Genomic DNA, 20,799 nt, shown 5'->3' on the forward strand with positions numbered 1-20,799 from the left:
ATTGATATAAAGAAATGGTAAATCATTCTTAATTCCGATTACTTTTGGAATAAAAAAGACAAATAAGACTTCTGGTTTAAGGTAGGTTCTCGAAGAAATAGTTGACAAAATTAAAATAGTTAAAAGATGCATCATCATATATGGAGTATGTAATCTTAAATCGTTATAGTCCTAATAGCTTTTTTCTTTTAAAAAACCCCTCTAAACTAAGGGATTTCTCGTAACCAATGAATTATATACTTTAATATAAATCTTTTTTTATATTTGTCTCTTTAATAATATAGTTAGGTCTTTTCTTTGTTTCGAGGAATACTTTTGCAAGATATTTTCCAATAATCCCTAGAGAAAGAAGCTGTAGCCCCCCTAATAAAAGAATAAGGATAACGAGAGTGGGAAAGCCAGTAACCGGATCACCCCAAATAAGAGTCCGCACAAAATAAAACATTCCCATTACTATTGATGTAAGGAAGCTTAGAATCCCCACAAAAGTTGCAACATTCAGTGGCACCTCAGAAAAATTTACAATACCATCAATTGAATATTTAACGAGCCCCCAAAACTTCCACGAAGTGGTCCCTGACACACGTTCACGATTTTCGTAGGGAAGATAGAGAGTTCTAAACCCAACCCAACTAAATAATCCTTTTGAAAAACGATTGCGCTCTTCTAAGCTCAAAATATTATCAACAACTTGTCGTGTCATTAATCGAAAGTCACGAACACCATCGACCATTTCAGTATCAGATATTTTATTTATTATTTTATAAAAAGTTTTAGCAAAGAAAGACCTTAAAGTCGGCTCTCCAGCACGTGAAATACGGCGTGTTCCCACTATGTCATATCCCTTTTGCAGATACAAATACATTTCATTTAACATTTCTGGAGGATCTTGTAAGTCCGCATCCATAACTGTTATAAAATCTCCATCTGCAACTTTTAATCCTGCTAATAATGCTGCTTCTTTTCCAAAATTTCTTGAAAAAGATATATAATTAATATTTTCTTTTAAAGCAAGCTTTTTTAAAACTTTTAATGTATTATCTGTTGAGCCATCATTCACAAAATAAAAAGTTTTTTCCAATGGCAATTCTTCTGTTTGTTTGTTAACCTCATCAACGAATATTTTGATTGTTTCTTCTTCGTTGTATGCTGGAACTACGATTGAAAGTTTTAGCATGTCTTCTCTTTCTCTTTTTTATTTTACTTAGAAACACTCCTAAACACAGGATTATCCAAGAAAAAATAGTTACCACAATACTAATCTTATGAAGAAATGTTTTTTCATAAGTAATTTTTATATTCTCAGAGCCTTCTGGTTTTATTTCAAGAAATCCATCGTCATTTTTATAAGTTACTAGCTCATTCCCCAAATCATTATAAGCTTTGAAACCTTTAAGGTAAGTAATGGGAGCCTGAACTGTATTGAGACTTTTTGGTAGATTCTTAATAAGGAATTCTTCTCCCTGAACCGAGGTCATATTTTTATGAAGCTCTCCATTAAATTTTACCAATGAATTTGCATAGACTTTTTGATGGTCTCTATACTGTCCCTGAATTCGATAATCATTAAAAGCCAAGGAAGACAGCATAGGATCTGTAGGTTTAAGTCCCAATTCTTTACGAGAAGCGAAGTTACTGTCCAAAATATTTCTTATATTTTCAGAATTTACTCTTAAATAAATTCTACCTTTCAAAGCATATGTTTTGACCGGTTCAAAAGATTCATTTTTTATTCCGTCCTTGGGTTCAGTAGGATTTTTTTGCATAGCTGGAATAACAGGAAAATAAGTAGATAATGTATTACCATACATTCCTAGGACTGCAAAAATCAAAGTTACGTAAATAGTAAGTGAAAATATCTTTGGTTTTTCTTGCGCAACATCTAATACTACTCTAGCGACAAACATGCTTCCTATCAATCTAGGAACAAACTCCCATCGTGAAGTATATTGCAAAGTTGCAGCGAAAAAGTTTTGAATAAGCCACCATGGAAAGACAGAAGAATGTAAGACAAGCAGTGAGAGAAGATACCCCGCAGCTAATATCTTGTAGGATTTATCCAGTTTTTTATACAAAAGAAGATAAATAAATGCTATCACAACAAAGACTGAAAGAATATCAGAGAAGTTAAATATATTTTTTACTACAATGTCAAAAAAACTTTTCCCCCATAATGTTTGTCTATTTGGCAAACTCCCCCATGAACTATAAAGTCTTTGTTCCAGCAGAGGAACAATAAATATGGCAGATAAAAGGAGCGTCACTCCAGCCACTCCGAATAAAGTCGTAAGATTTTTAGTATTTATCGTTTTTTTAAGTATCCCGACTATAAACATGATAATTATCGTGATTACTAAGCCAAGGGTTGCAGGAATAGAGAGCATTGCTGACAGAGCACTAAATACAGCTGCAGTTTTCCAATAAGACTTCTCATTTCGAAATATTATTTGATAAAAACTTACAAGTATAACAGGAGCAAAAAGAAATACAATATTGGAGGTTAGTTGATTAATGAGTACAATTCCAACTACAGGAATATTCATGCCATTTCTGGCTATCGGGGGCATTGTACCTGCTGAAGCTGTGAGAATGTATAAAGTCGATATTAGAAAAGACAAGGACAGATTTTGAGTGGCCTTTTTAAATATTCGAAAATTCATAGCAAGTGCAAAATATACAATAAATATATCAAATAAAATAAAAGCTATAACTGGGTTATCTAAAAATCGCCATAAAAAGACCAAAGGTAGCAACGCATAAGGTGGATAAAATAGATTAAGACCATATCCCCAATTTTGTAAACCGGAGTATTGGACAATATCTGGAAAGTACTGTCCATGCTGTTGTTGTTTAATAATTTCATAAAGACGAGTAATATGGAATTGAGAGTCAGCCCAAGTTATCAACTCACCATTAATTAGAAATGGAAGGAATAAGATAAAGGAAATCAAAATAAAAATAAAATTCCTTAGCCAAAAATTTTTAATGTAACTACTTAATTTATACTTCAACAAAATACCACTCTCTAAATAAAATTTTCTCTTCCATAATTCTAGCAAAAATTGATTATTTTACATAGTAAAATACAAAAGAAAACACCTAAAAATAGGCGTTTTGGTTAGCTATTATCAGCATTATTTTTCAAAGCTACTTTTTACTGGAAGCTGTCCTTCAAGTTCTGCATTCATTTTTTGTACAATACTTGGAAAATCTTCTTCGGATACAAAATCCCCATCTTCTAAGCATAAAATTTTATATTTAGACTGAAAAAGTTTTTTAAAGTCAACATCTGTTCCTAAATTAACCAAACGACCAAATTTAAAGGAATTCATTGGGACAAACTCATTCGTCGCGCGTGCATAATCCATCATTAACCAAACATTGACCGCTTGGATATTCAATGAATTTCTAAATTTACTTCTACCGACATAATCAAAATACTCAGGCAATTTTTCTCTTACTGCTTTATAGGAAGATTTTGTTAATGGCATCGATAAGTGATCCTCTCTAAAGCCAATAAATTTTCCGTAATATTTTAAAATTGGTAATAAATATAAATTAGATAAGGCTGCGAAGACACCATTTTTCATCGATAGCATTTTCTTTGTAAATAAACTAGTTGCATCTACAACTTTATTAAGAGCCAAAGTATTATTAGAAAATATTGCATCCGTTGGCATAAATGGCGCATGCATGAGTTGTAATTTCGGTAGTCCATTTTCAAAAAAGTCTGTTGGCTGAGTCGGACTGTTAAAAAACACATCATCATTGATATAGACAAATTGTTCAGTTAATCCCGGGATACGATCTAAATTTAAATCTAACACATTGGAATTAAAAGTCGGCAAATACTCTTTGGGGATAAAGTCACTATGCTTAACAACATTGATTTTTGGATGATTTTCATTTAAGCATTCTGGAATATGTCCCCAAGTCACGATGTGAATCTTATTAACCCAGGGTGCAAATTTCTCAATCGAGCGTAAAAGATAATGAAAATTATCCATATTTCTATATCTACTATCACTATTCTCGTGTGATGTAATGCCTTGAGTTTTTTCGCGATAGTAATTTCTTTCCTTAATCCATTCTGGATCCGCTCCATCTAAATAAGTTATCACAAAATCTATTTTATCAGTCATTTTATACCCCTAGTACTTTTTTAAAAAAATTTCTAACTATATCATTATAATATACCTTGTTCATCACTCTAAAGCTCATATATAATACCACTGGGTTAAGATATAGCAATTTTCTTAATCCCATCTCTTTTGTTAATTCTTTATTCTGTTTAAACAATTGAGTGAAAAGAGTCTTTGAAATTTCTGTTTTTACACGAGTAGATTCCATCATCACATATTCATTGTCATTTACACATATTGTCCGTGCAAGATTGATAGCCTCTGGATGCTCTTGTTCTACAAAATTTAGTACTATATCTGTTTTCTTGAAAATCGAGAAATTTCTTTCAGATACTGTTTTGTTTGTGATACTCTCTGGATTAAATCGATAATAGTATCCAATGTAATCAACAAATATTACTTTTTCAGCATTGGAAAGAACTTGAAGACTTATTGCAGAGTCTTCATACATAGCTATATCAGGAAATCTAAGGTATTCAAAAATATCACGGCCATAAAGTTTTGAGTATGGTCCTGCTGAAGCAAAACCAGGTGAATACATTTGCTTTACACTTTCTGTAAATGTAGACGTTTGTCCAATAACTTCTCTACTACCCTGCCCCATATTTGAAATATCTTTTGAAAATTTACACATGACAATCTCTGATGTACTTTTTGTCATGTTCAGTAGCAACTCAAACAAATCATCGCACAAGGTATCATCAGAATCAACAAACATCACGTAATCACCTGTAAAGTGATCTAGTCCTATATTTCTACAAGAACCCGGTCCAGAATTTTCAATTGAAAAAGCAACTATTCTTTCATCATTTTCAGCATATTCTTCAATGATCTCTAAAGAACGATCCGTTGAACCGTCATTAACCAAAATGACTTCTAAATTCTGATAAGTTTGTCTTAAAATTGAGTCCAAACATTCAGTTAAATATTTTTCCGCATTATACACGGGTACAATAACCGATATCAATGCTGTACTTGACTGTGACATATCACTTTAATCCTTTTTCTTTTCTGCTCAGTTCTCGCTCAATAATCATGAATTGCCTTTTTGATTATTCACATAAATTTTCATAAGTAACTGGGTCATATTTTCTCCCCAGTATCGACGAAACATATCATACTCTTCTTTTTCTCTGTTTTTATCAACAGTATTCGCGCTTGTTTCTGATTCACTATGAATCCGATGCGCCATTAGTCTTTCGGAAAGATACTTAATAGTACCTGGACGGCGCATAATCCGCTCCCAAGCATCCCAATCTAAAGCCATTCTTAGTTCTTCATTAAACTTAAAATCACTCAGTCGTTCCATATTATACGAAACAGCTGGACAGCAAATAAAGTTTCCAAAAGAGTAAATGCGACGTTGATAAGACTTATTCTTGAAAAGCGAAAGCAAGTGTAGACCAAAAGTTTTAACCTTTAAGTTAATATTTCTTTTTCTAATATTATCGTTTTCATCTGTCTCATAATAATCAGAGAAAACGATATTTAGATCTTCTTGCTGTTGGAAAGCTTGAATAATCTTTGTACCATATTCAGGTTCATATGTATCATCCTGGTGTGCTATAGTAGCATATTTCGTATCCACGAAGGATAATGCACCATTCCAATCGGCACCTATCCCTCCACCTTTTCCTATAAAGTGTTTAAGCTTATATTTTTCGGCTATACTAATCATTAACTTAGTGGGAGTTGAAGTATACAAAATAACTTTTGATTTTTGATTTATCACAGAAGATTGTGACAGTAATGAGTGGATACACTTTTCTAAATAAGGTGAATCTTGGTATGCACAAATAACAAAAGTATGTGCAAATTGTTTATCTCGCATGGTTAGCTAGTTTAACCTTTCCTCTGATCGTTCTAAACAGCAGCCTAACTGGTTGTTGAAAAGTTTTTAATGATTATTTAAATGGTCAGTTTCTTCCACTTTCTTTTTCAATAGAGAAACTTCCTGAACTAAATTTTTAATCTGTTTTTCTGCTGAGATTAGTGACATTTGATACTTCAAAGATATAAATAGTAACAAGCTCACCAATATAAATAAAGCGAGAGATGTTAAAGTCTGTATCCCCATAAAATGAGCAACACTGCTTCCCATTTCAGGAAAAAGTGCCCCAAACAAAATAATTATTGCTAGTATGAACCATTTAAGCATATGTCTTATTTCAGCTTTGTCTTTTTTTATCAATTGAATAACATAAATGAAGAAAATAATTGAAAAAACAATCGCTAAAATACGTAATTGAATGGGCATTAATCTTTCTCCTTTCCAATCATTGAGGATACGAGGACTGCAAGAGAGACACTAATCATATAGTTTACCCCCTTGAGTAAGTTGATACTCGATACACCGGTAGTTCGCTCAAACATCCTTACACCTACCTCTTTAACACGAATATTTTTGGCAAACAAATGCATATAACTTTCTGGTTCTGGATATTGTCTTGGGTAGCGCTTCGTAAATTGTTCAATTACTTTCCGATTCCCTGCACGATATCCACTTGTGACATCTTTAATTCTAAAATGTGAGGTTAATAAAATTAATGCAGATAAAATTTTAATGCCCAGCTGACGTGATTTCGATGATTTAAATTCTGAGTTGCTCTCACCTAAAAAGCGTGAACCAACTGTAAAATCTGCTTCATTGTTCAAAATAGGCTCCACCAGATTTGGTAAAGACTCAATATCATGTTGACCATCCCCGTCATATTGAACGGCAATATCATAGCCGTTTACTAAAGCATAAATATACCCAGTCTGGACAGCTCCTCCAATACCTAAATTTTGAATCAGTTCCACATGGTTTATATTGTGAGCACGAAGTACTTCTTCTTCATTATCTGTTGAACCATCATTAATTACAATATAATCCAGATGATAATCACATTTTTTTCTGTAACTTTCAACGTCCTCTATAACACTAACAATTCCTTCAGATTCATTGTAAGCAGGAATTATCAATAATATTCTCTGTTCATTTTTTTTCTTCATTTTTATTCCTTACAACATTTTGCATAAACGCATCTTAATTATTATATCTTATATTTCTTTGAAAAACAAACTACGAAATGCCTATTAAATCTTTATTAAACAAGACTTTTAACCCAAATTATTAAATCTGGTAAAAAATTTGCTCCACGATCTGCTGAGTAATAGAACAAAATTGTTAACCCTACAAAATAGGTGAGATTAAAAATTACAAATGATTTAAATATCCTTCTCTTTAAGGTTTCACTTATTTCCACTTTGATATACTTCTTCAAAATCAAAGCAATAGGAATCAGTATAATTAAAAATGGAGTATAGTAGCGCCCTTGATTTCCTAAACTTATTAATGCACCAGCAATATCCAAATGTTTTAAAGTCCAACTCATATACATTGTAACTGCAGTCATTATAACAACAAGAGTATAAGCGATACCACTAGTAACTGCTACACGTCGATCCAGTTTTACTTCCTTTTCGGTAAGACTAAGAATAAATAAGAAAATGAAGTTCATAGCTACAAGCCAAGCTGGCAAGCGATAAGTCATTTGTCCAAAGTTACCAATCATTCCGCTTACCAGCACACTATCCATATTATTATAGAAGTCTGGTCTGAAGAATGTATTAATCATAATCTGTACGCCACGCAGAGCTCCACCAGCCTGACGAAATTCATATACAAATAAAGCGTAAAAGAATATTAGAATAACGAATACACTAAGTTTTCTATGTTTGTTCCAAAATCCCCAAAATCTATCAATAAACTTTGTGAGTGGGTTATCTCCAAATAGACACATAGGTAGTGTGAAATAATAAATTCCCAAAACGAGAACTGCTTCTTTCGGTATAAATAAAAGTAGAGCAATAAGTAAGAGATATAAATACCAGTTATAGCCCATTTTTTCTTTACGCGTCCATAAGTTGCTCATTAAAGAGAAGCATAGAAAAATAGCAACATAATAAACGACATCATAAGACAAAGAAGCTGCTTGTTGTACACTTACCGGCAGCAAAGCAACAGCTGCCATTACCCACTTCCCAACCTTAGCCTTTTTTATTGCAAAATATATAGCTAAAATATAGACCAAAAGATTAATTAAACGTCCAGCTATAATCATAACACCGAAACTCGGGTGAATGAGACTTCCAATGAGTATCCCTAAGGCTTGAGGAAACCAGCTTAATTGATTAAAATCCATATTAAGAGTCAAGGAACCTTTATCAGATACTTCTTCCTTAAAATATTTCTGAATAAAACTTCCATCTCTATAAGCTGATTCAAAAGCAAAACTTGACTCAGGGGAATTCAGAGCATTTTCATTTAATTCTGGGCCCTCGTAAGGAATTGAAGCTGTTAGTTTATCAACTTCTTCAAATAGCTTATCCGTGTCATTATGAAAAATAGTATAAGCACGTTTAAAATGAACAAATTCATCTGGTGCTGAAAAAATAGGCTGGACAAAGACGGTAATCAAGCCAAAAATTAGAGCAATTGTAAGAAAGATGTTCTCCACTTTGTATTTGCCATTGGATAGCTTATTTACTGTATTCATAGTTCCTCTAATCTTATATATGTTTCGTATCTTTCCCTAAGAGTTTATGGGTTCTATACTTTATCAAACGCAACGTTTTTTTGACCGCTAGCTTTAGTACAAATGTGAGTCGAATGTCTTTTGCGTTCTCTTCTGTTATACCAAACCGTTGGTTAAATGTACGCGCGTCAATAAATGGAGAAAGCTCTTGATGATTCTTACTAATACGGAAATCCAAATCTTTGTCCCAAGCTAGATAAATTAGAATGCGTTCTATCGCATGTAAAATCGTATTCTGAGGCAAGGGTTCGTTAGGCACTTCTTTTTTCATAATTTCTAAATCGAAAAGTGGTTCAAGAACTTCTGTTTTTGCCCAAAAAAATGTGCCATAACTCATCGTAAATGTTTTAAAATCATGAAAATTTATTTTTTTACGCATTTTCATACGCTTCCACATATCATTCATGATTGGGGCAATCATTTTATTTTCATTGTCCGCATCGACAACACGATTAAAACGGAAGAAGGAAGGAATATCTGCAATAACAATACCAAGTTTATTGTTACTTTCAAAATTACGCATCACTTTATCCGCTGGAACAATGAGCATCTCAATCAATTCCTTACGCCAAGATTCTCCTGCAAAGAAAGCTGCTTCAAGAGAACGTTTTGTATGGAAGTGCCCTACAATATCATATTGTCTCAAAATATCTTTCAGAGCCAAGAAAGGCATGACATCACGTCCATAATTAGCGGTTCGTACAAGTTCTGCCTTAATCTGTCGTTGTTTGAGTATTTCCTCAATTTGTTTCTCTTTCTCATCTGTATTTGTCGTTAAATACAAATCGTAATCAAAGTGAAAGTGACCAAAAGCATCGAGAAATTCTTCCAATAATTCCGTGTAGAAAACATGAAGGTGTACCGCTATTTTTTTGGTGATTGCCTCATTTTTTACTTCATTCAGGTATTTCTCTGCCAAAAGATAATTTGCATCTGGATAATCTACCGCTGAAAGGTGATCCACGATAAGCTGCTTGGGAAAATCTGTATACTCCTCGACATAATCCAACATGTATTTAGCAATTCCAGAACTCTCTGGGCTTTGAAACGCCTTCACTTTAATAAATGGAACCTTTTCTTGCAATATTACATCTGGAGCGTAGTATGAAAAATCTGGATGTAAAAGACGTGAATCATCAAGCTCACGTGTGTCAAGAATAGTTTCATATTTAAAACCAGCTTCTATAAAGACCGTAGTTGAACGTATTTCATAGTGATCAATGACATCTTGTACATTTTCAAAGTCTTCAATATTTTTCCAAAAATTTTGAAAGACTTCTGAAGAAATAACTTTATGACTGAAAACCTTATAATAGGATTGTATATGTTCCGCAAAACCATGGTTTTTTGATTCTTGGTAAGCTCTGTGATTAGTTATCCCCCAAATATCAACCTCACGCGCTTCATATTCAGCATAATAAGGTACCATATCATGTAAAGGACCAAAACAAGTATCATTCATAATCGTGACTGAGTCGTATTTCTTTAACTGTTCAAAGCCAATATACTCCATTCCATCACGCCAAGCACCAAAATCAAAGCCTTTATTTTCTCTTTGAATGAAATCATCTGTCAAACCTGTCAACTTGGCTTGTCCTTCAACAGAAAGATAACTGTTTGAAATAAATACTACTTTCTCAAACAATGGTTTCATCTGTCTTAACTGATAAAGAACATGGTCACTAATTTGATTATATTTATTGTAATGAACGTATAACAGCAGACGCTTCATTTTTTACCCCTTAATATCTTTTACTTTTAGTCTTTTTTTATAAAGTTTATAGAACAAAGACTTTTCAAAATCTCGCACAATTTCAGTTTTTTCAGCTAACTTATTCTCCTGATAGTCAAGCTTTTCTTTGAGTAGAGCTACTTCTTTTTGAAAGTTTTCAATATGTTTATCTTTTTCACGAATCGCAACATCCTGCTCACTGTTTTTTTTCTCTAAATCTTCATAGCCTTTCAGCCAAATCTTTATATTATTTTTTAAGGCTTGAATGATTTCTTTAGGAATCAGGTCCACATACTTATCCAAAATATAAAAATATGACTGATAATATTTATTCCAATTTCCTCGCTCTGTTCTAGAAGTATCTAAAACACGATAATTTAGCTTAGTTTCTTTCACAAAAATAGATTTCGCCTCTCTAAGCAAAATCATAGATAGCCAAAAATCATAATCTTCTAAGGCTTTATCATTTAGGGCATCATCAAATTTTAATCCAGATATTTTAGAAGTACGTACCAGTGATGAGGCATCAATAAGATTGCCTGTCAATTCTTTTGATAAACTGTATTCCAAATCATCTCTTAGAACATTTCTACCATGCACAAAGTCCCACAATTGACAATATGCAATATCTGCACCTTCTTTTGTTAAAGAATAGTGCAGCCTTTCAATATGCTCGGGATCAATAAAGTTATCACTATCAACAAAAAGGAGAAACTCACCTTTTATTTTAGATAAAGCATCATTACGCACTGAGGTAACACCTCTATTTTCAGATGAGAAATAATAAGTGTTACCTAAAAAAGGACTCTCTTTTAATACTTTTTCAATGATTTGACCCGAGTCATCAGTTGAGCCGTCATCGAAAACTAAAAGCTCAATATTTTTGTATGTTTGTTTAAAAATACTGCGCAAGCATCCTTCAATATATTCCTCGTGGTTATAACAAGTAACAACGACTGAAACTTTATTTTCCATACGTTTCTCCTTATTTGAAATTATTTAAATATATAATGATGGATACCTGAGCGCCATTCGTCAGCTGGCAATTGTAACTGGTAAAATTTTATTGATGTAATCCCTAGATTAAGAATGAGGGCAAAAACGCTCATAACAATAAGTAAATAAATGAGCGCCGGCCCAGGTTTTACTGTAATCTTTTTAGCCATAAGTGTAAAAACTGGTCCTAATAGCAAAAGAAAAGGTGTAAAATAACGACCTTGAGCTCCCGTGATAATTTGACCTGAATAATCAATAAATGCTGGATCAATAGCATAAGAAGTCATAACTGCTAAAAAATTAAGCAATACCAGACTCAGCGTTCCCCAAGCAAACCATCTTGGAACAACTTCTTTATTATAGGAAAGAAAAAGAAGAATAAGGACAGTAAATTGGATAGGGAAAAACCAAGCGGGAATCCCTGCTGTAGTGGTTCCACTAATAACCTCTGTTGTTAGGACAGTATAATAAGGCTCAATCAGGCTATAAAACATTTTCTTGGCAATCAAGAAAAGCTGATCTGAAAACATAAAATAAAACAAGCCCATACCCACAGCTATTAATATAATTACTCCAAGAATAGACTGCAGCTTTGATAATTTAAAGTTAAACTTCTTACCCAAAAGATAAATAAATATAAAGAGCAAAGATAAATATATCAATTGGGCATTTTCTTTAGCAAAATATAGCATAACGGATGGTGCTAAAAGCCTTACAAAGAAGGATTTGAAACTCAGCTCCGACCTAGACTTAATATCCACAGCTATATTTATCACCACCATAATCATAAATGCACTAGCAACGTAGTTATACACATCATAACTCAAGCTACTTGCATGTTGAATAACTGTAGGCGTCACAGATATAGCAACAAAGATAAATTGATATGCTCTAAGTTGTTTAATAATAAAAAACATACTTAAAACAAAGAAAATCAAACTAAAAACTCGTGCCGTTAAAACCATGCTGCCAATAGAAGGATAAATTGCATATCCGAGCTTGACACCTAATCCTGGTACAATATGCATCACATCATTATACCAAGTCAAATCCCACTTTGTTCCGTAACCTCGACTGGCTCTAGGGTCTGCATCCTTTTTATGGATAAGGGGCAATTTCGTTTCGAAAAATTTCTTAAAATAAGTCCCTTCAGCTTGTATATCACTTACTTTTGTAAAAGCAATCGGTTGTGATTGATAGTCTTCTCCTGAGAAACCTATAGCTGAGCGATCAACAACTGTATTCGAAATATACATAGCATGATCAAAATGATAACTCGAATCAGGTTCATTAAATAGGGGTTGTACAAAAGAGAAAAGTAAACCAAAAAAGATGGCGAAGACCAAAAAAATATTTTCGGGTTTCCATAACTTTCCACCTTCTAAGCTATCCAAACTTCCATCCCCCATTTCTTTGGATTAAGCCTGTTGCCGAATCTTTCGCACTCAAATCGTCATCTGCCAAATCATTACGATTAATCATAAACACTTTTTCATCCGCAAAAGCAATCAGTTCATCTTTATTATTACGAACCGAAACTTGCAGTTTTAATTTCAAATCATTAACCTGACCAAGCTTGCAAGAATATACTGCCTTTTTTTGTCCCGACCCTTGAGTCATATAGTCAAGAGAGTTATCATTATAAATCCAGATATTACGGTCAACCTCTGTCATTGAAAAGGCAATATAAGTTTCAATATCTTTCTTTACATCATAGCTGATTTCAAATTTAATATCATCTTCTGGTGTTATTTTAGAATCGTTGAGAATGTTAAGTTGAAGATTTTCAATTAAATCCTCCGCTGTTTCTGGTGTATCACCTTCCGCCACCTCTGTTTGTAAGTTATCTAAACTATACTGGTTAGCTACTTCATCAACATCTCCGGAAACTTTAACCAATCCTTTTTCAATGAGCACTGCTTTGTTACAGTATTTTTTAGCAGCACCCATATCGTGAGTAACAAGAATCGTCGTTTTTCCTGCAGCTTTACGTTCCAAGAAATAGTCGTTACATTTTCGTTGGAAAGATTCATCACCTACTGCCAATACTTCATCAAGGACCAAAATATCGCCTTCAGCCTTGATTGCCACAGAAAAGGCTAAACGTACCTGCATCCCTGATGAATAATTTTTTAGTTTTTGGTTCATAAATTCATGCAATTCAGCAAAATCGACGATATCGTCATACATAGCATCTATTTCTGTTCTTGAGAAGCCAAGCATTGCACCATTCAGGTAAACATTTTCCCGACCCGTTAACTCAGGGTTAAAACCTACGCCAAGTTCAATAAAGGAAACTAACTTACCATCTATTTCTACACTTCCTTGTTCAGGCGTGTATATTTGAGATATAATTTTTAAGAGCGTTGACTTACCCGAGCCATTACGACCCACAATTCCAAAGAAATCCCCCTTTTGGACTTCAAAAGAAATATCTTTCAGTACATGCTGTTCCTTATATCCCTTGATGCCACGTAAGCGATTAACCAGAAGAGTCCGCAAGCTATTTGTTGCTTCAGTTGGTAAACGGAAAAACTTGCTGACATGATCTATTTTTACTGCTATATTATCGTTCATTATATAATCTCCGCAAATTTCTTAGCATTCTTTGTGAAAATAAAGAGGCCTAACCCAAATATGATGACAGGGATAATATAAGGAATCACTACTATAAAAGGATTGTCTATCATTTGCCATACTGTGGGATTTGTATTATTACTAAACGTTAGAATATAACGCATATCTTGTACAATCTGTGCCATTGGATTCATCATCAAAATTTTAGCAATTGTGGGATGCGTAGCTGATACTTGTGTAATGGGGTAAATGATAGGTGTACCATATAATCCTGCTTGCATGGCTACTTCCCATATAGGACCCAAGTCTCTAAAACGTACAAAAATTGTAGATAAGATAAAAGCGATACCTGTTGCAAAGAGTAGTAATTCAAAAATTAACGGAACCGCCCAAATAACAGTCCAAGACATTTGTACGCCATTCAAAAGAGCAAATATAATAACCACAATCAAACTGATAATCAAATTAATCATTGCATTTGCTGCTACTGAAAAGATAACCACTTGCTTGGAAAAATTAATTTTACGTAATAAATCTCCGCGCGATACAATTGAAAGCATACCCATATTTGTTGTTTCTGCAAAGAAATTCCAAAGAGTCAATGCCAAAAGAAGTGCGACAGCAAAGTGAGGTACTGCTGATCCGAAACGCAAGAAGCGTACAAACACCATATACATAATTACAAAGAGCATGACAGGCTTAAGAATTGACCACAAATAACCAATGATGCTTCCTTGATATCTTAATTTAAAATCTGTTTTAATCAATTCTTTGAGTAGAATTTGGTTTCTACGGTTAAAGAAATTCATAGAGTCCTCCGAGAATTTGCTGCTGCAAATTTTATTTAATATCCTTGCGATCCGAGCGCAGAAAGGCCTTGTAGGCAAATTTTGTAATAATCAAAGCGCGGAATATCCGTGTATGCCCTGATTTATTTTTACGCAAGTTATGCTTTTTAATCCAGGCACGTCGCGTTGCTTGATTCTGTTCTAAAATGCTTGTGTAGTTGTGAATCAAATCTCGATTTTCTTCTGAAATCTGTATATCTTCTTCAAGCAATTTTTTTGCTTGTTTTTGGCTTTCTATAATCAACCACCAATATTTTTTAAACCAAAGATTAGGACGAATCCATTTCTTGATCCTTTTATTAAATGTACGTGCCCCTAAAACATTATCATCATGCTGACGATAGAGTATTGTGGGCTTGTCAATATAAATCAGTCCTTCTTGTGAAGCTGCTAAGAGCGCCAGGTACCAATCATGCATGATGATATCAGAAGTATCTTTCCAAAGATTAATCAAAGCATTGTTTGCCATCATTGTACAACCAGTTACAGAATTTTCAGTAAGTTCTTGGACAAGTTTTGTATTGGCATGTCCCGATTGACTCTTAATCATTGAGTCATTTATTATATTCAAATCTTTATCAACAATTTTCAAATCTGTATAATAAAGTTTTGCCTTCTCATTATCCTGTTTAATCGCCTCATCAAGGATGGTTTGCAATTTTTCCGGTAGCCAAAAATCATCCTGATCACAGAAAAAATAGTAATCTGCCTGATTATATTTAGCTAGTTCATAAAAAGAATCAACCACACCTTTATTTTCAGCCTTAATCAGCTGAATCCGTTGGTCAAGTTGCGCATATGAAGCAACGATATCACACGTTCTATCTTTTGAGCCATCATCTCGCACTAACAAATTCCATTCGGTGAAGCTTTGCTTCTGAATACTTTCTATTTGTTGACCAACATACTTTTCACCGTTGTATGTTGACAATAAAATATTAACTTTCAACAAAAAGCTCCTCATACTGGGTACAAATCATGTCCCACATATATTTTTCCTGAATCCTACTTCTTGATCTTTTTTGTAGGTCATCTCGTTCCATATCACTCAAGTTTTCAACTTGTTCTATTTTTTCAGTTAACTCATTTTTAGAGAAATAAAGCACTGTATCCCCTGCTGTTTCACGATTAAAATTGACATCTAAAACGAGATTAACCGAAGTTGACCACATCGCTTCAAGAAGCCCTGGATTGGTCCCTCCCACTTCATGTCCATGCAGGTATGCAAATGCATGTTCTCGTATATACCTCAATTCATTTTGATCATATACTGTTCCAACAAATTTTATACGCTTGTCTTGGTCAAATTTTGTTTTTTGAAGAAGTGCTTCATAAAAACCATTTCCTTCATAGTTAGTGATAATTACCAAGTCATTTTCCGTGTTTGATGCCATAAAACTACGAATCAGTATCTCGTAATTATTTTCAGGGACAAAACGCCCTACAATCAAATAGTAATCTTTAACATCAAATTTTTCTAAAGTTGTAGAAAAATCCAAACTCGACATCTCTGTTTCAGTACCATAGGCAATAATTTTAGATTTAACAGGACCATATTCTTCCGTTAAATATTCTTTGATTCCTACATTATCAGAAATAATTAAATCTGCATATTTAACCATTTTTTTCTCAGCAAACTTAAGGTACTTGCGAACCGGGGCCGTCCACTTGGTACGGCGCCACTCCAGCCCATCAGGATTTACAAAAAGCTTCCCACCTATACGATGTATTTTTTTTGCATAGGTACCAATAACTCCACCGATAGTATTCCCTAGAATATAAAAGATAGGATTTTTTATTCCTTCTTGTTTAATGATTTCTAGGGATTTTTTTATAGCTAAAATATCGTATGCGATAACACGAGCTGGACCGATCTTAGGAACATCTATAGCAAAACAATCTGCTCCTAAGTAGTCAAAATGTCCATCCGAAAGACGAGCCAAATCGGAATTCTCGCTTTGACAAGCTACATGATATTTAATATTTTCGTTTTTTTGATGTTTAACAAGTTCTTCCACAAAAGTTTCAAAACCGCCATATTTCGCAGGGAGTCCACGACTCCCAATAATAAAAATATGTTTTACCATAATACTTATAGCCTCTCAAAACGAGAATTCTGCCGTTTCCGACAGAATATCGTTTTATTTCTTATTAATATCGCCTTTTACACCAGATTTATCTGGACGTAAATCACCTTTTGCAACCATTTGAGCTAAAGCATCTTGCCATGACGGAATTTTAAATCCAGTGGCTTTTGTTTTCTCTAGGCTCATTGTAGAATTGAAAGGACGTTTTGCTTTTGCTGGAAAAGCGCTTGAATCAACAGGTGTTACCTTTGTTTCTGTATCTTTCAGTATTTCCGACGCAAAATCAAACCAAGTCACATCTTCATCTGTTGCAGCATCATTTGTTAAGTGATAGTAACCAAAGTTTACATCATTGTCAACCAAGTAAACCATGAACTCTGCTAAGGTACGTGTCCATGTAGGGCGACCATGCTGATCATTTACCACTGTCAATGTATCATGCGTTTTCGCTAAGTTTTGCATAGTAAAAACGAAATTATGTCCGTAGTTACCAAATACCCAAGCGGTACGAATCGTATAAAATTTCACTCCTGATTCTTCCACCGCAAGTTCACCTAATCGTTTTGTACGACCATATTCAGATTGTGGATCAGCTGGAGCATCAACTTCCCATTCTTGACCAACAGGTAAATCGCCATTGAAAACATAGTCTGTTGAAATATAAACAAGTGTTGCTCCAACGCGAGCCGCTGCCTCAGCCACATGACGTGTGCCATCAACATTAATTTTTTCGTTGAGTGCTTTGCCTTCATCTTCGGCTTTGTCTACAGCAGTGTATGCAGCACAGTGATAAACCAATTCTGGCTTATTTTTGTCAAAGAAAGTATCAACAGCAGCTTTGTCTGTAATGTCAAGTTCATTGACATCTGCTGCAAAGTATTTTACATCACGTTCATCAAGAAGATGGCGTAACTCGGTACCAAGTTGACCATTTCCACCAGTAATTAAAATCATATTTATTCCTTTATCTTAGAGAACTTTTTGGCTTTCAGCATATTTTGCCTCAACAGCAGCTTTTTCTGCCTTCCACCAGTCTTGATTTTCAGTATACCAATCAATCGTTGCCTTCAAGCCTGACTCAAAGTCTGTGTGCTTAGGCTCCCAGCCAAGTTCTGTACGAAGTTTTGTATTGTCAATAGCGTAACGTAAATCATGGCCAGCACGGTCAGTTACACGATCATAATCGTCAGCTGCTTGTCCCATTTCCGTTAAGATTTCTTCTAAAACTTCTTTATTATTTTTTTCACCATCGGCTCCGATAAGATAAGTCTCACCCATACGACCTTTAGTCAAAATTGCCCAAACACCAGAAGAATGGTCTTCTGTATGGATCCAGTCACGCACGTTTTTACCATCGCCATAAAGTTTTGGTTTAATCCCTGATAAAATGTTTGTAATTTGACGTGGGATAAATTTTTCGATGTGTTGGTAAGGTCCATAGTTATTTGAACAGTTTGAAATTGTCGCTTTCAAACCAAATGAACGTACCCAAGCACGGACAATTAAGTCTGATGCTGCTTTAGTCGAAGAGTAAGGACTTGATGGATTGTAAGGTGTTTTATCAGTGAATTTCTCACCTTCGCCTTCGCCGTGTCCTGGTAAATCTTCGCGGTAAGGCAAATCACCATAAACTTCATCTGTCGATACATGATGGAAGCGTAAATCATATTTACGTGCCGCTTGAATCAAGGTATATGTCCCGATAAAGTTCGTTTGGATAAACTCATCTTGTGATTTAAGTGAGTTATCGTTGTGGCTTTCTGCCGCATAGTGCACAATCGCATCTGCCTTGGAAGCAACTTGATCCACAATCTCTGGATCTGCAATATCACCAACTACAAGCTCTACACGATCTCCAAGAATCATGTCAATATTGGCACGATTTCCCGCATAAGTTAATTTATCTAAAACGGTGATATGTACATCTGGATGATTATTATAAACGTAGTGTACGAAATTTGAACCGATGAATCCAGCGCCACCAGTGACTACGATGTTTTTAAATTCAGTCATTGTTTTTCCTCTAGTATATTTTTATTGCAAGCGATAGTCTTGTCTGAATTTCTGTGCTGAAACGATTTTTAAATATTTGCCGTTAAACACCAGAAATTCATCTTGAGCAGCGTTAATTTTGATTAGTCCACCAGTATTAACAATACGTAATGTTTTATCATTTAACCAAGAAAATCCACCTGAAGCAAAGGCCTTCTTTACCCATACAGGCTGCTCGTTATCTTTATTCACTTGCCAAAACTCTAGTACTTTTTTACTTTGTAGATGTTTCGCTTTCATGTTAACCGAGTAAATCTGCAGTCAAGGGTTTTACATCTGTAAGCAGTGGATGATTTTTATCTGCTTCACTCACTTCAGCATTGGCAAGGTCTTCCCATTCAATGCCTAAAGTTGGATCTGCATAATTGACGAAGGCGTATTTTGGCTTAAGCTCCAAAGCCCAGTAGTCATTAACTAAGTAAGAGTAAGAAACGGTATCACTTAAAACTTGGAAGCCATTGGCAACGCCACGTGGTACAAAAATACCCTTGCTGGCATCAATCACTGTTTGATAAACCTGACCAAAGCTCTCACCTTCACGAAGGTCTACCCATGAGCCTAGAACACGCCCGCCATCCGCTACGGAAATGTATTTGTCCCATGGTTCTGCATGCAACCCTCGCAAAACATTCTTACGTGAGAAAGAAACGTTATTTTGTAACTTTCCTTCTGCGAAGAATTTTTCTGGGAAACCGAGTGGGAGCATTTTTTCTTTTTGAAAGTTTTCTTTAAACCAGCCGCGATTATCACCATGAACCGGGATGTCAAATTCTAACATACCTGGAATAGCTTCGATTTTGCGTGCTGCGAGTTCTTTTCCAAAAAAGTTATCCGTCATTTATTTCTCACCTACTAATTTAAGTAAATATTTACCGTATGCGTTTTTCTTAAGCGGTTGCGCAAGTTCACGTACAGCTTCTTCCGAAATGTAGCCCATACGCCACGCAATTTCTTCAAGGTTAGCAACCATAACGTTTTGCATACGTTGAACTGTTTCAATATATTGCGCTGCTTCAAGCAAACTTTCATGTGTCCCTGTATCGAGCCATGCAAAACCACGCCCCATAAGTTCGACAGAGAGATCACCTCGTTCAAGATAGGCCTTATTCACATCCGTGATTTCCAACTCTCCACGTGGTGAAGGTTTGATGTTTTTCGCAATCTCTACAACATCATTATCGTAGAAATAAAGCCCTGTTACAGCATAGTCAGATTTTGGCACTTCTGGCTTTTCTTCAATCGAAACAGCATTCATGTCTTTGTCAAACTCGACAACGCCAAAGCGCTCTGGATCTGGCACTTGATATCCGAACACAGTTGCTCCTTTTTCTTTGGCTGCAGCTGCTTGGAGTAGCTTAGACATTCCTGGGCCATGATAAATATTGTCTCCTAAAATAAGAGCAACCGAATCATCACCAATAAAGTCCTCACCGATGATGAAAGCTTGAGCCAAACCATCTGGACTTGGTTGAACAGCGTACTGTAAATTAAGACCAAATTCAGAACCATCTTGCAAGAGTTCTTGGAAACGCGGTGTATCTTCTGGTGTTGAGATAATCAAAATATCTTTGATTCCAGCCAACATCAATGTAGATAGCGGATAATAAATCATTGGTTTATCATAGACGGGCATCAATTGTTTACTTGCTGCACGAGTCAGTGGATACAAACGCGTTCCTGATCCGCCTGCTAAAATAATCCCTTTCATGAGGTACCTCACTTTGTTTTTTTATTATAGTTAATCAGCACAATTATAGCATAAATTTTGTTTTATTTCATTCTAAT

Annotated in this window: 20 protein-coding genes; all 20 read right to left on the reverse strand. The window is 34.7% G+C overall.

Going from position 1 to position 20,799, the window contains the following annotated elements; translation table 11 throughout:
- Positions 1-241: 241 nt before the first annotated feature.
- Complete coding sequence (locus KJS37_RS02820; RefSeq protein WP_213495804.1) at positions 242-1,177, reverse strand: glycosyltransferase family 2 protein; 936 nt, start codon at positions 1,175-1,177, stop codon at positions 242-244.
- Positions 1,113-3,059 (reverse strand): putative glycosyltransferase family protein, encoded by a 1,947-nt coding sequence (locus tag KJS37_RS02825; protein ID WP_244851317.1) that lies wholly within the window; start codon positions 3,057-3,059, stop codon positions 1,113-1,115. Before KJS37_RS02825 ends, KJS37_RS02820 begins: the two co-directional genes overlap by 65 nt.
- A gap of 75 nt (positions 3,060-3,134) precedes the next feature.
- Positions 3,135-4,142: a stealth family protein gene (locus KJS37_RS02830; RefSeq protein ID WP_213495806.1), complete on the reverse strand. Its 1,008-nt coding sequence runs from the start codon at positions 4,140-4,142 to the stop codon at positions 3,135-3,137.
- A 1-nt stretch (position 4,143) separates the two neighbouring features.
- On the reverse strand, positions 4,144-5,130 hold the full coding sequence (locus KJS37_RS02835; protein ID WP_213495808.1) for a glycosyltransferase family 2 protein: 987 nt from the start codon (positions 5,128-5,130) through the stop codon (positions 4,144-4,146).
- 45 nt (positions 5,131-5,175) lie between these two features.
- Positions 5,176-5,973: a glycosyltransferase gene (locus KJS37_RS02840; protein WP_213495810.1), complete on the reverse strand. Its 798-nt coding sequence runs from the start codon at positions 5,971-5,973 to the stop codon at positions 5,176-5,178.
- Between the two features lie 66 nt (positions 5,974-6,039).
- Positions 6,040-6,399, reverse strand: coding sequence for a DUF2304 domain-containing protein (locus KJS37_RS02845; protein ID WP_213495812.1), 360 nt, complete (start codon positions 6,397-6,399; stop codon positions 6,040-6,042).
- Positions 6,399-7,136 (reverse strand): glycosyltransferase family 2 protein, encoded by a 738-nt coding sequence (locus KJS37_RS02850; RefSeq protein WP_213495814.1) that lies wholly within the window; start codon positions 7,134-7,136, stop codon positions 6,399-6,401. Before KJS37_RS02850 ends, KJS37_RS02845 begins: the two co-directional genes overlap by 1 nt.
- A 95-nt stretch (positions 7,137-7,231) precedes the next feature.
- Positions 7,232-8,683, reverse strand: coding sequence for a DUF2142 domain-containing protein (locus tag KJS37_RS02855; RefSeq protein WP_213495816.1), 1,452 nt, complete (start codon positions 8,681-8,683; stop codon positions 7,232-7,234).
- Between the two features lie 13 nt (positions 8,684-8,696).
- The gene (locus KJS37_RS02860) at positions 8,697-10,454 is read right to left on the reverse strand and encodes a rhamnan synthesis F family protein (RefSeq protein ID WP_213495818.1); all 1,758 of its coding nucleotides are present in this window, start codon (positions 10,452-10,454) and stop codon (positions 8,697-8,699) included.
- 3 nt (positions 10,455-10,457) lie between these two features.
- Positions 10,458-11,429: a glycosyltransferase family 2 protein gene (locus KJS37_RS02865; protein ID WP_213495820.1), complete on the reverse strand. Its 972-nt coding sequence runs from the start codon at positions 11,427-11,429 to the stop codon at positions 10,458-10,460.
- Positions 11,430-11,449: 20 nt separating this feature from the next.
- Positions 11,450-12,859, reverse strand: coding sequence for a DUF2142 domain-containing protein (locus KJS37_RS02870; protein WP_213495822.1), 1,410 nt, complete (start codon positions 12,857-12,859; stop codon positions 11,450-11,452).
- A complete protein-coding gene (locus KJS37_RS02875; RefSeq protein WP_213495824.1) occupies positions 12,837-14,027 on the reverse strand; it encodes an ABC transporter ATP-binding protein in 1,191 nt (396 codons plus the stop codon). The genes KJS37_RS02870 and KJS37_RS02875 overlap by 23 nt, the downstream gene beginning before the upstream one ends.
- Positions 14,027-14,836, reverse strand: coding sequence for an ABC transporter permease (locus KJS37_RS02880; RefSeq protein ID WP_213495826.1), 810 nt, complete (start codon positions 14,834-14,836; stop codon positions 14,027-14,029). Before KJS37_RS02880 ends, KJS37_RS02875 begins: the two co-directional genes overlap by 1 nt.
- Positions 14,837-14,867: 31 nt before the next feature.
- Positions 14,868-15,824: a glycosyltransferase family 2 protein gene (locus tag KJS37_RS02885; RefSeq protein WP_213495828.1), complete on the reverse strand. Its 957-nt coding sequence runs from the start codon at positions 15,822-15,824 to the stop codon at positions 14,868-14,870.
- Entirely contained in the window at positions 15,814-16,962 is a 1,149-nt protein-coding gene (gene cps2T, locus KJS37_RS02890) for a beta 1-4 rhamnosyltransferase Cps2T (protein WP_213495830.1), read from the reverse strand. The genes KJS37_RS02885 and cps2T overlap by 11 nt, the downstream gene beginning before the upstream one ends.
- 54 nt (positions 16,963-17,016) lie before the next feature.
- The gene (gene rfbD, locus KJS37_RS02895) at positions 17,017-17,916 is read right to left on the reverse strand and encodes a dTDP-4-dehydrorhamnose reductase (protein ID WP_213495832.1); all 900 of its coding nucleotides are present in this window, start codon (positions 17,914-17,916) and stop codon (positions 17,017-17,019) included.
- A gap of 15 nt (positions 17,917-17,931) precedes the next feature.
- Positions 17,932-18,975 carry a dTDP-glucose 4,6-dehydratase gene (gene rfbB / locus KJS37_RS02900; RefSeq protein ID WP_017368721.1) on the reverse strand — a complete coding sequence of 348 codons (1,044 nt, stop codon included), beginning with the start codon at positions 18,973-18,975 and terminating at the stop codon, positions 17,932-17,934.
- A 21-nt stretch (positions 18,976-18,996) separates the two neighbouring features.
- Entirely contained in the window at positions 18,997-19,254 is a 258-nt protein-coding gene (locus KJS37_RS02905; RefSeq protein ID WP_165711758.1) for a hypothetical protein, read from the reverse strand.
- A 1-nt stretch (position 19,255) separates the two neighbouring features.
- Positions 19,256-19,852: a dTDP-4-dehydrorhamnose 3,5-epimerase family protein gene (locus tag KJS37_RS02910; protein WP_096368823.1), complete on the reverse strand. Its 597-nt coding sequence runs from the start codon at positions 19,850-19,852 to the stop codon at positions 19,256-19,258.
- On the reverse strand, positions 19,853-20,722 hold the full coding sequence (rfbA, locus tag KJS37_RS02915; RefSeq protein WP_017368718.1) for a glucose-1-phosphate thymidylyltransferase RfbA: 870 nt from the start codon (positions 20,720-20,722) through the stop codon (positions 19,853-19,855).
- Between the last annotated feature and the right edge of the window lie 77 nt (positions 20,723-20,799).

The organism is Lactococcus formosensis, from assembly GCF_018403745.1.
In the GTDB taxonomy this organism is placed as follows: Bacteria; Bacillota; Bacilli; order Lactobacillales; family Streptococcaceae; genus Lactococcus; species Lactococcus formosensis.

Coding starts and splice junctions, on each gene's coding strand:
- KJS37_RS02820 (WP_213495804.1), bottom strand. CDS start 1,177: ATGCTAAAACTTTCAATCGTAGTTCCAGCATACAACGAAGAAGAAACA.
- KJS37_RS02830 (WP_213495806.1), bottom strand. CDS start 4,142: ATGACTGATAAAATAGATTTTGTGATAACTTATTTAGATGGAGCGGAT.
- KJS37_RS02835 (WP_213495808.1), bottom strand. CDS start 5,130: ATGTCACAGTCAAGTACAGCATTGATATCGGTTATTGTACCCGTGTAT.
- KJS37_RS02840 (WP_213495810.1), bottom strand. CDS start 5,973: ATGCGAGATAAACAATTTGCACATACTTTTGTTATTTGTGCATACCAA.
- KJS37_RS02845 (WP_213495812.1), bottom strand. CDS start 6,399: ATGCCCATTCAATTACGTATTTTAGCGATTGTTTTTTCAATTATTTTC.
- KJS37_RS02850 (WP_213495814.1), bottom strand. CDS start 7,136: ATGAAGAAAAAAAATGAACAGAGAATATTATTGATAATTCCTGCTTAC.
- KJS37_RS02855 (WP_213495816.1), bottom strand. CDS start 8,683: ATGAATACAGTAAATAAGCTATCCAATGGCAAATACAAAGTGGAGAAC.
- KJS37_RS02860 (WP_213495818.1), bottom strand. CDS start 10,454: ATGAAGCGTCTGCTGTTATACGTTCATTACAATAAATATAATCAAATT.
- KJS37_RS02865 (WP_213495820.1), bottom strand. CDS start 11,429: ATGGAAAATAAAGTTTCAGTCGTTGTTACTTGTTATAACCACGAGGAA.
- KJS37_RS02870 (WP_213495822.1), bottom strand. CDS start 12,859: ATGGGGGATGGAAGTTTGGATAGCTTAGAAGGTGGAAAGTTATGGAAA.
- KJS37_RS02875 (WP_213495824.1), bottom strand. CDS start 14,027: ATGAACGATAATATAGCAGTAAAAATAGATCATGTCAGCAAGTTTTTC.
- KJS37_RS02880 (WP_213495826.1), bottom strand. CDS start 14,836: ATGAATTTCTTTAACCGTAGAAACCAAATTCTACTCAAAGAATTGATT.
- cps2T (WP_213495830.1), bottom strand. CDS start 16,962: ATGGTAAAACATATTTTTATTATTGGGAGTCGTGGACTCCCTGCGAAA.
- rfbD (WP_213495832.1), bottom strand. CDS start 17,916: ATGATTTTAATTACTGGTGGAAATGGTCAACTTGGTACCGAGTTACGC.
- rfbB (WP_017368721.1), bottom strand. CDS start 18,975: ATGACTGAATTTAAAAACATCGTAGTCACTGGTGGCGCTGGATTCATC.
- KJS37_RS02905 (WP_165711758.1), bottom strand. CDS start 19,254: ATGAAAGCGAAACATCTACAAAGTAAAAAAGTACTAGAGTTTTGGCAA.
- KJS37_RS02910 (WP_096368823.1), bottom strand. CDS start 19,852: ATGACGGATAACTTTTTTGGAAAAGAACTCGCAGCACGCAAAATCGAA.
- rfbA (WP_017368718.1), bottom strand. CDS start 20,722: ATGAAAGGGATTATTTTAGCAGGCGGATCAGGAACGCGTTTGTATCCA.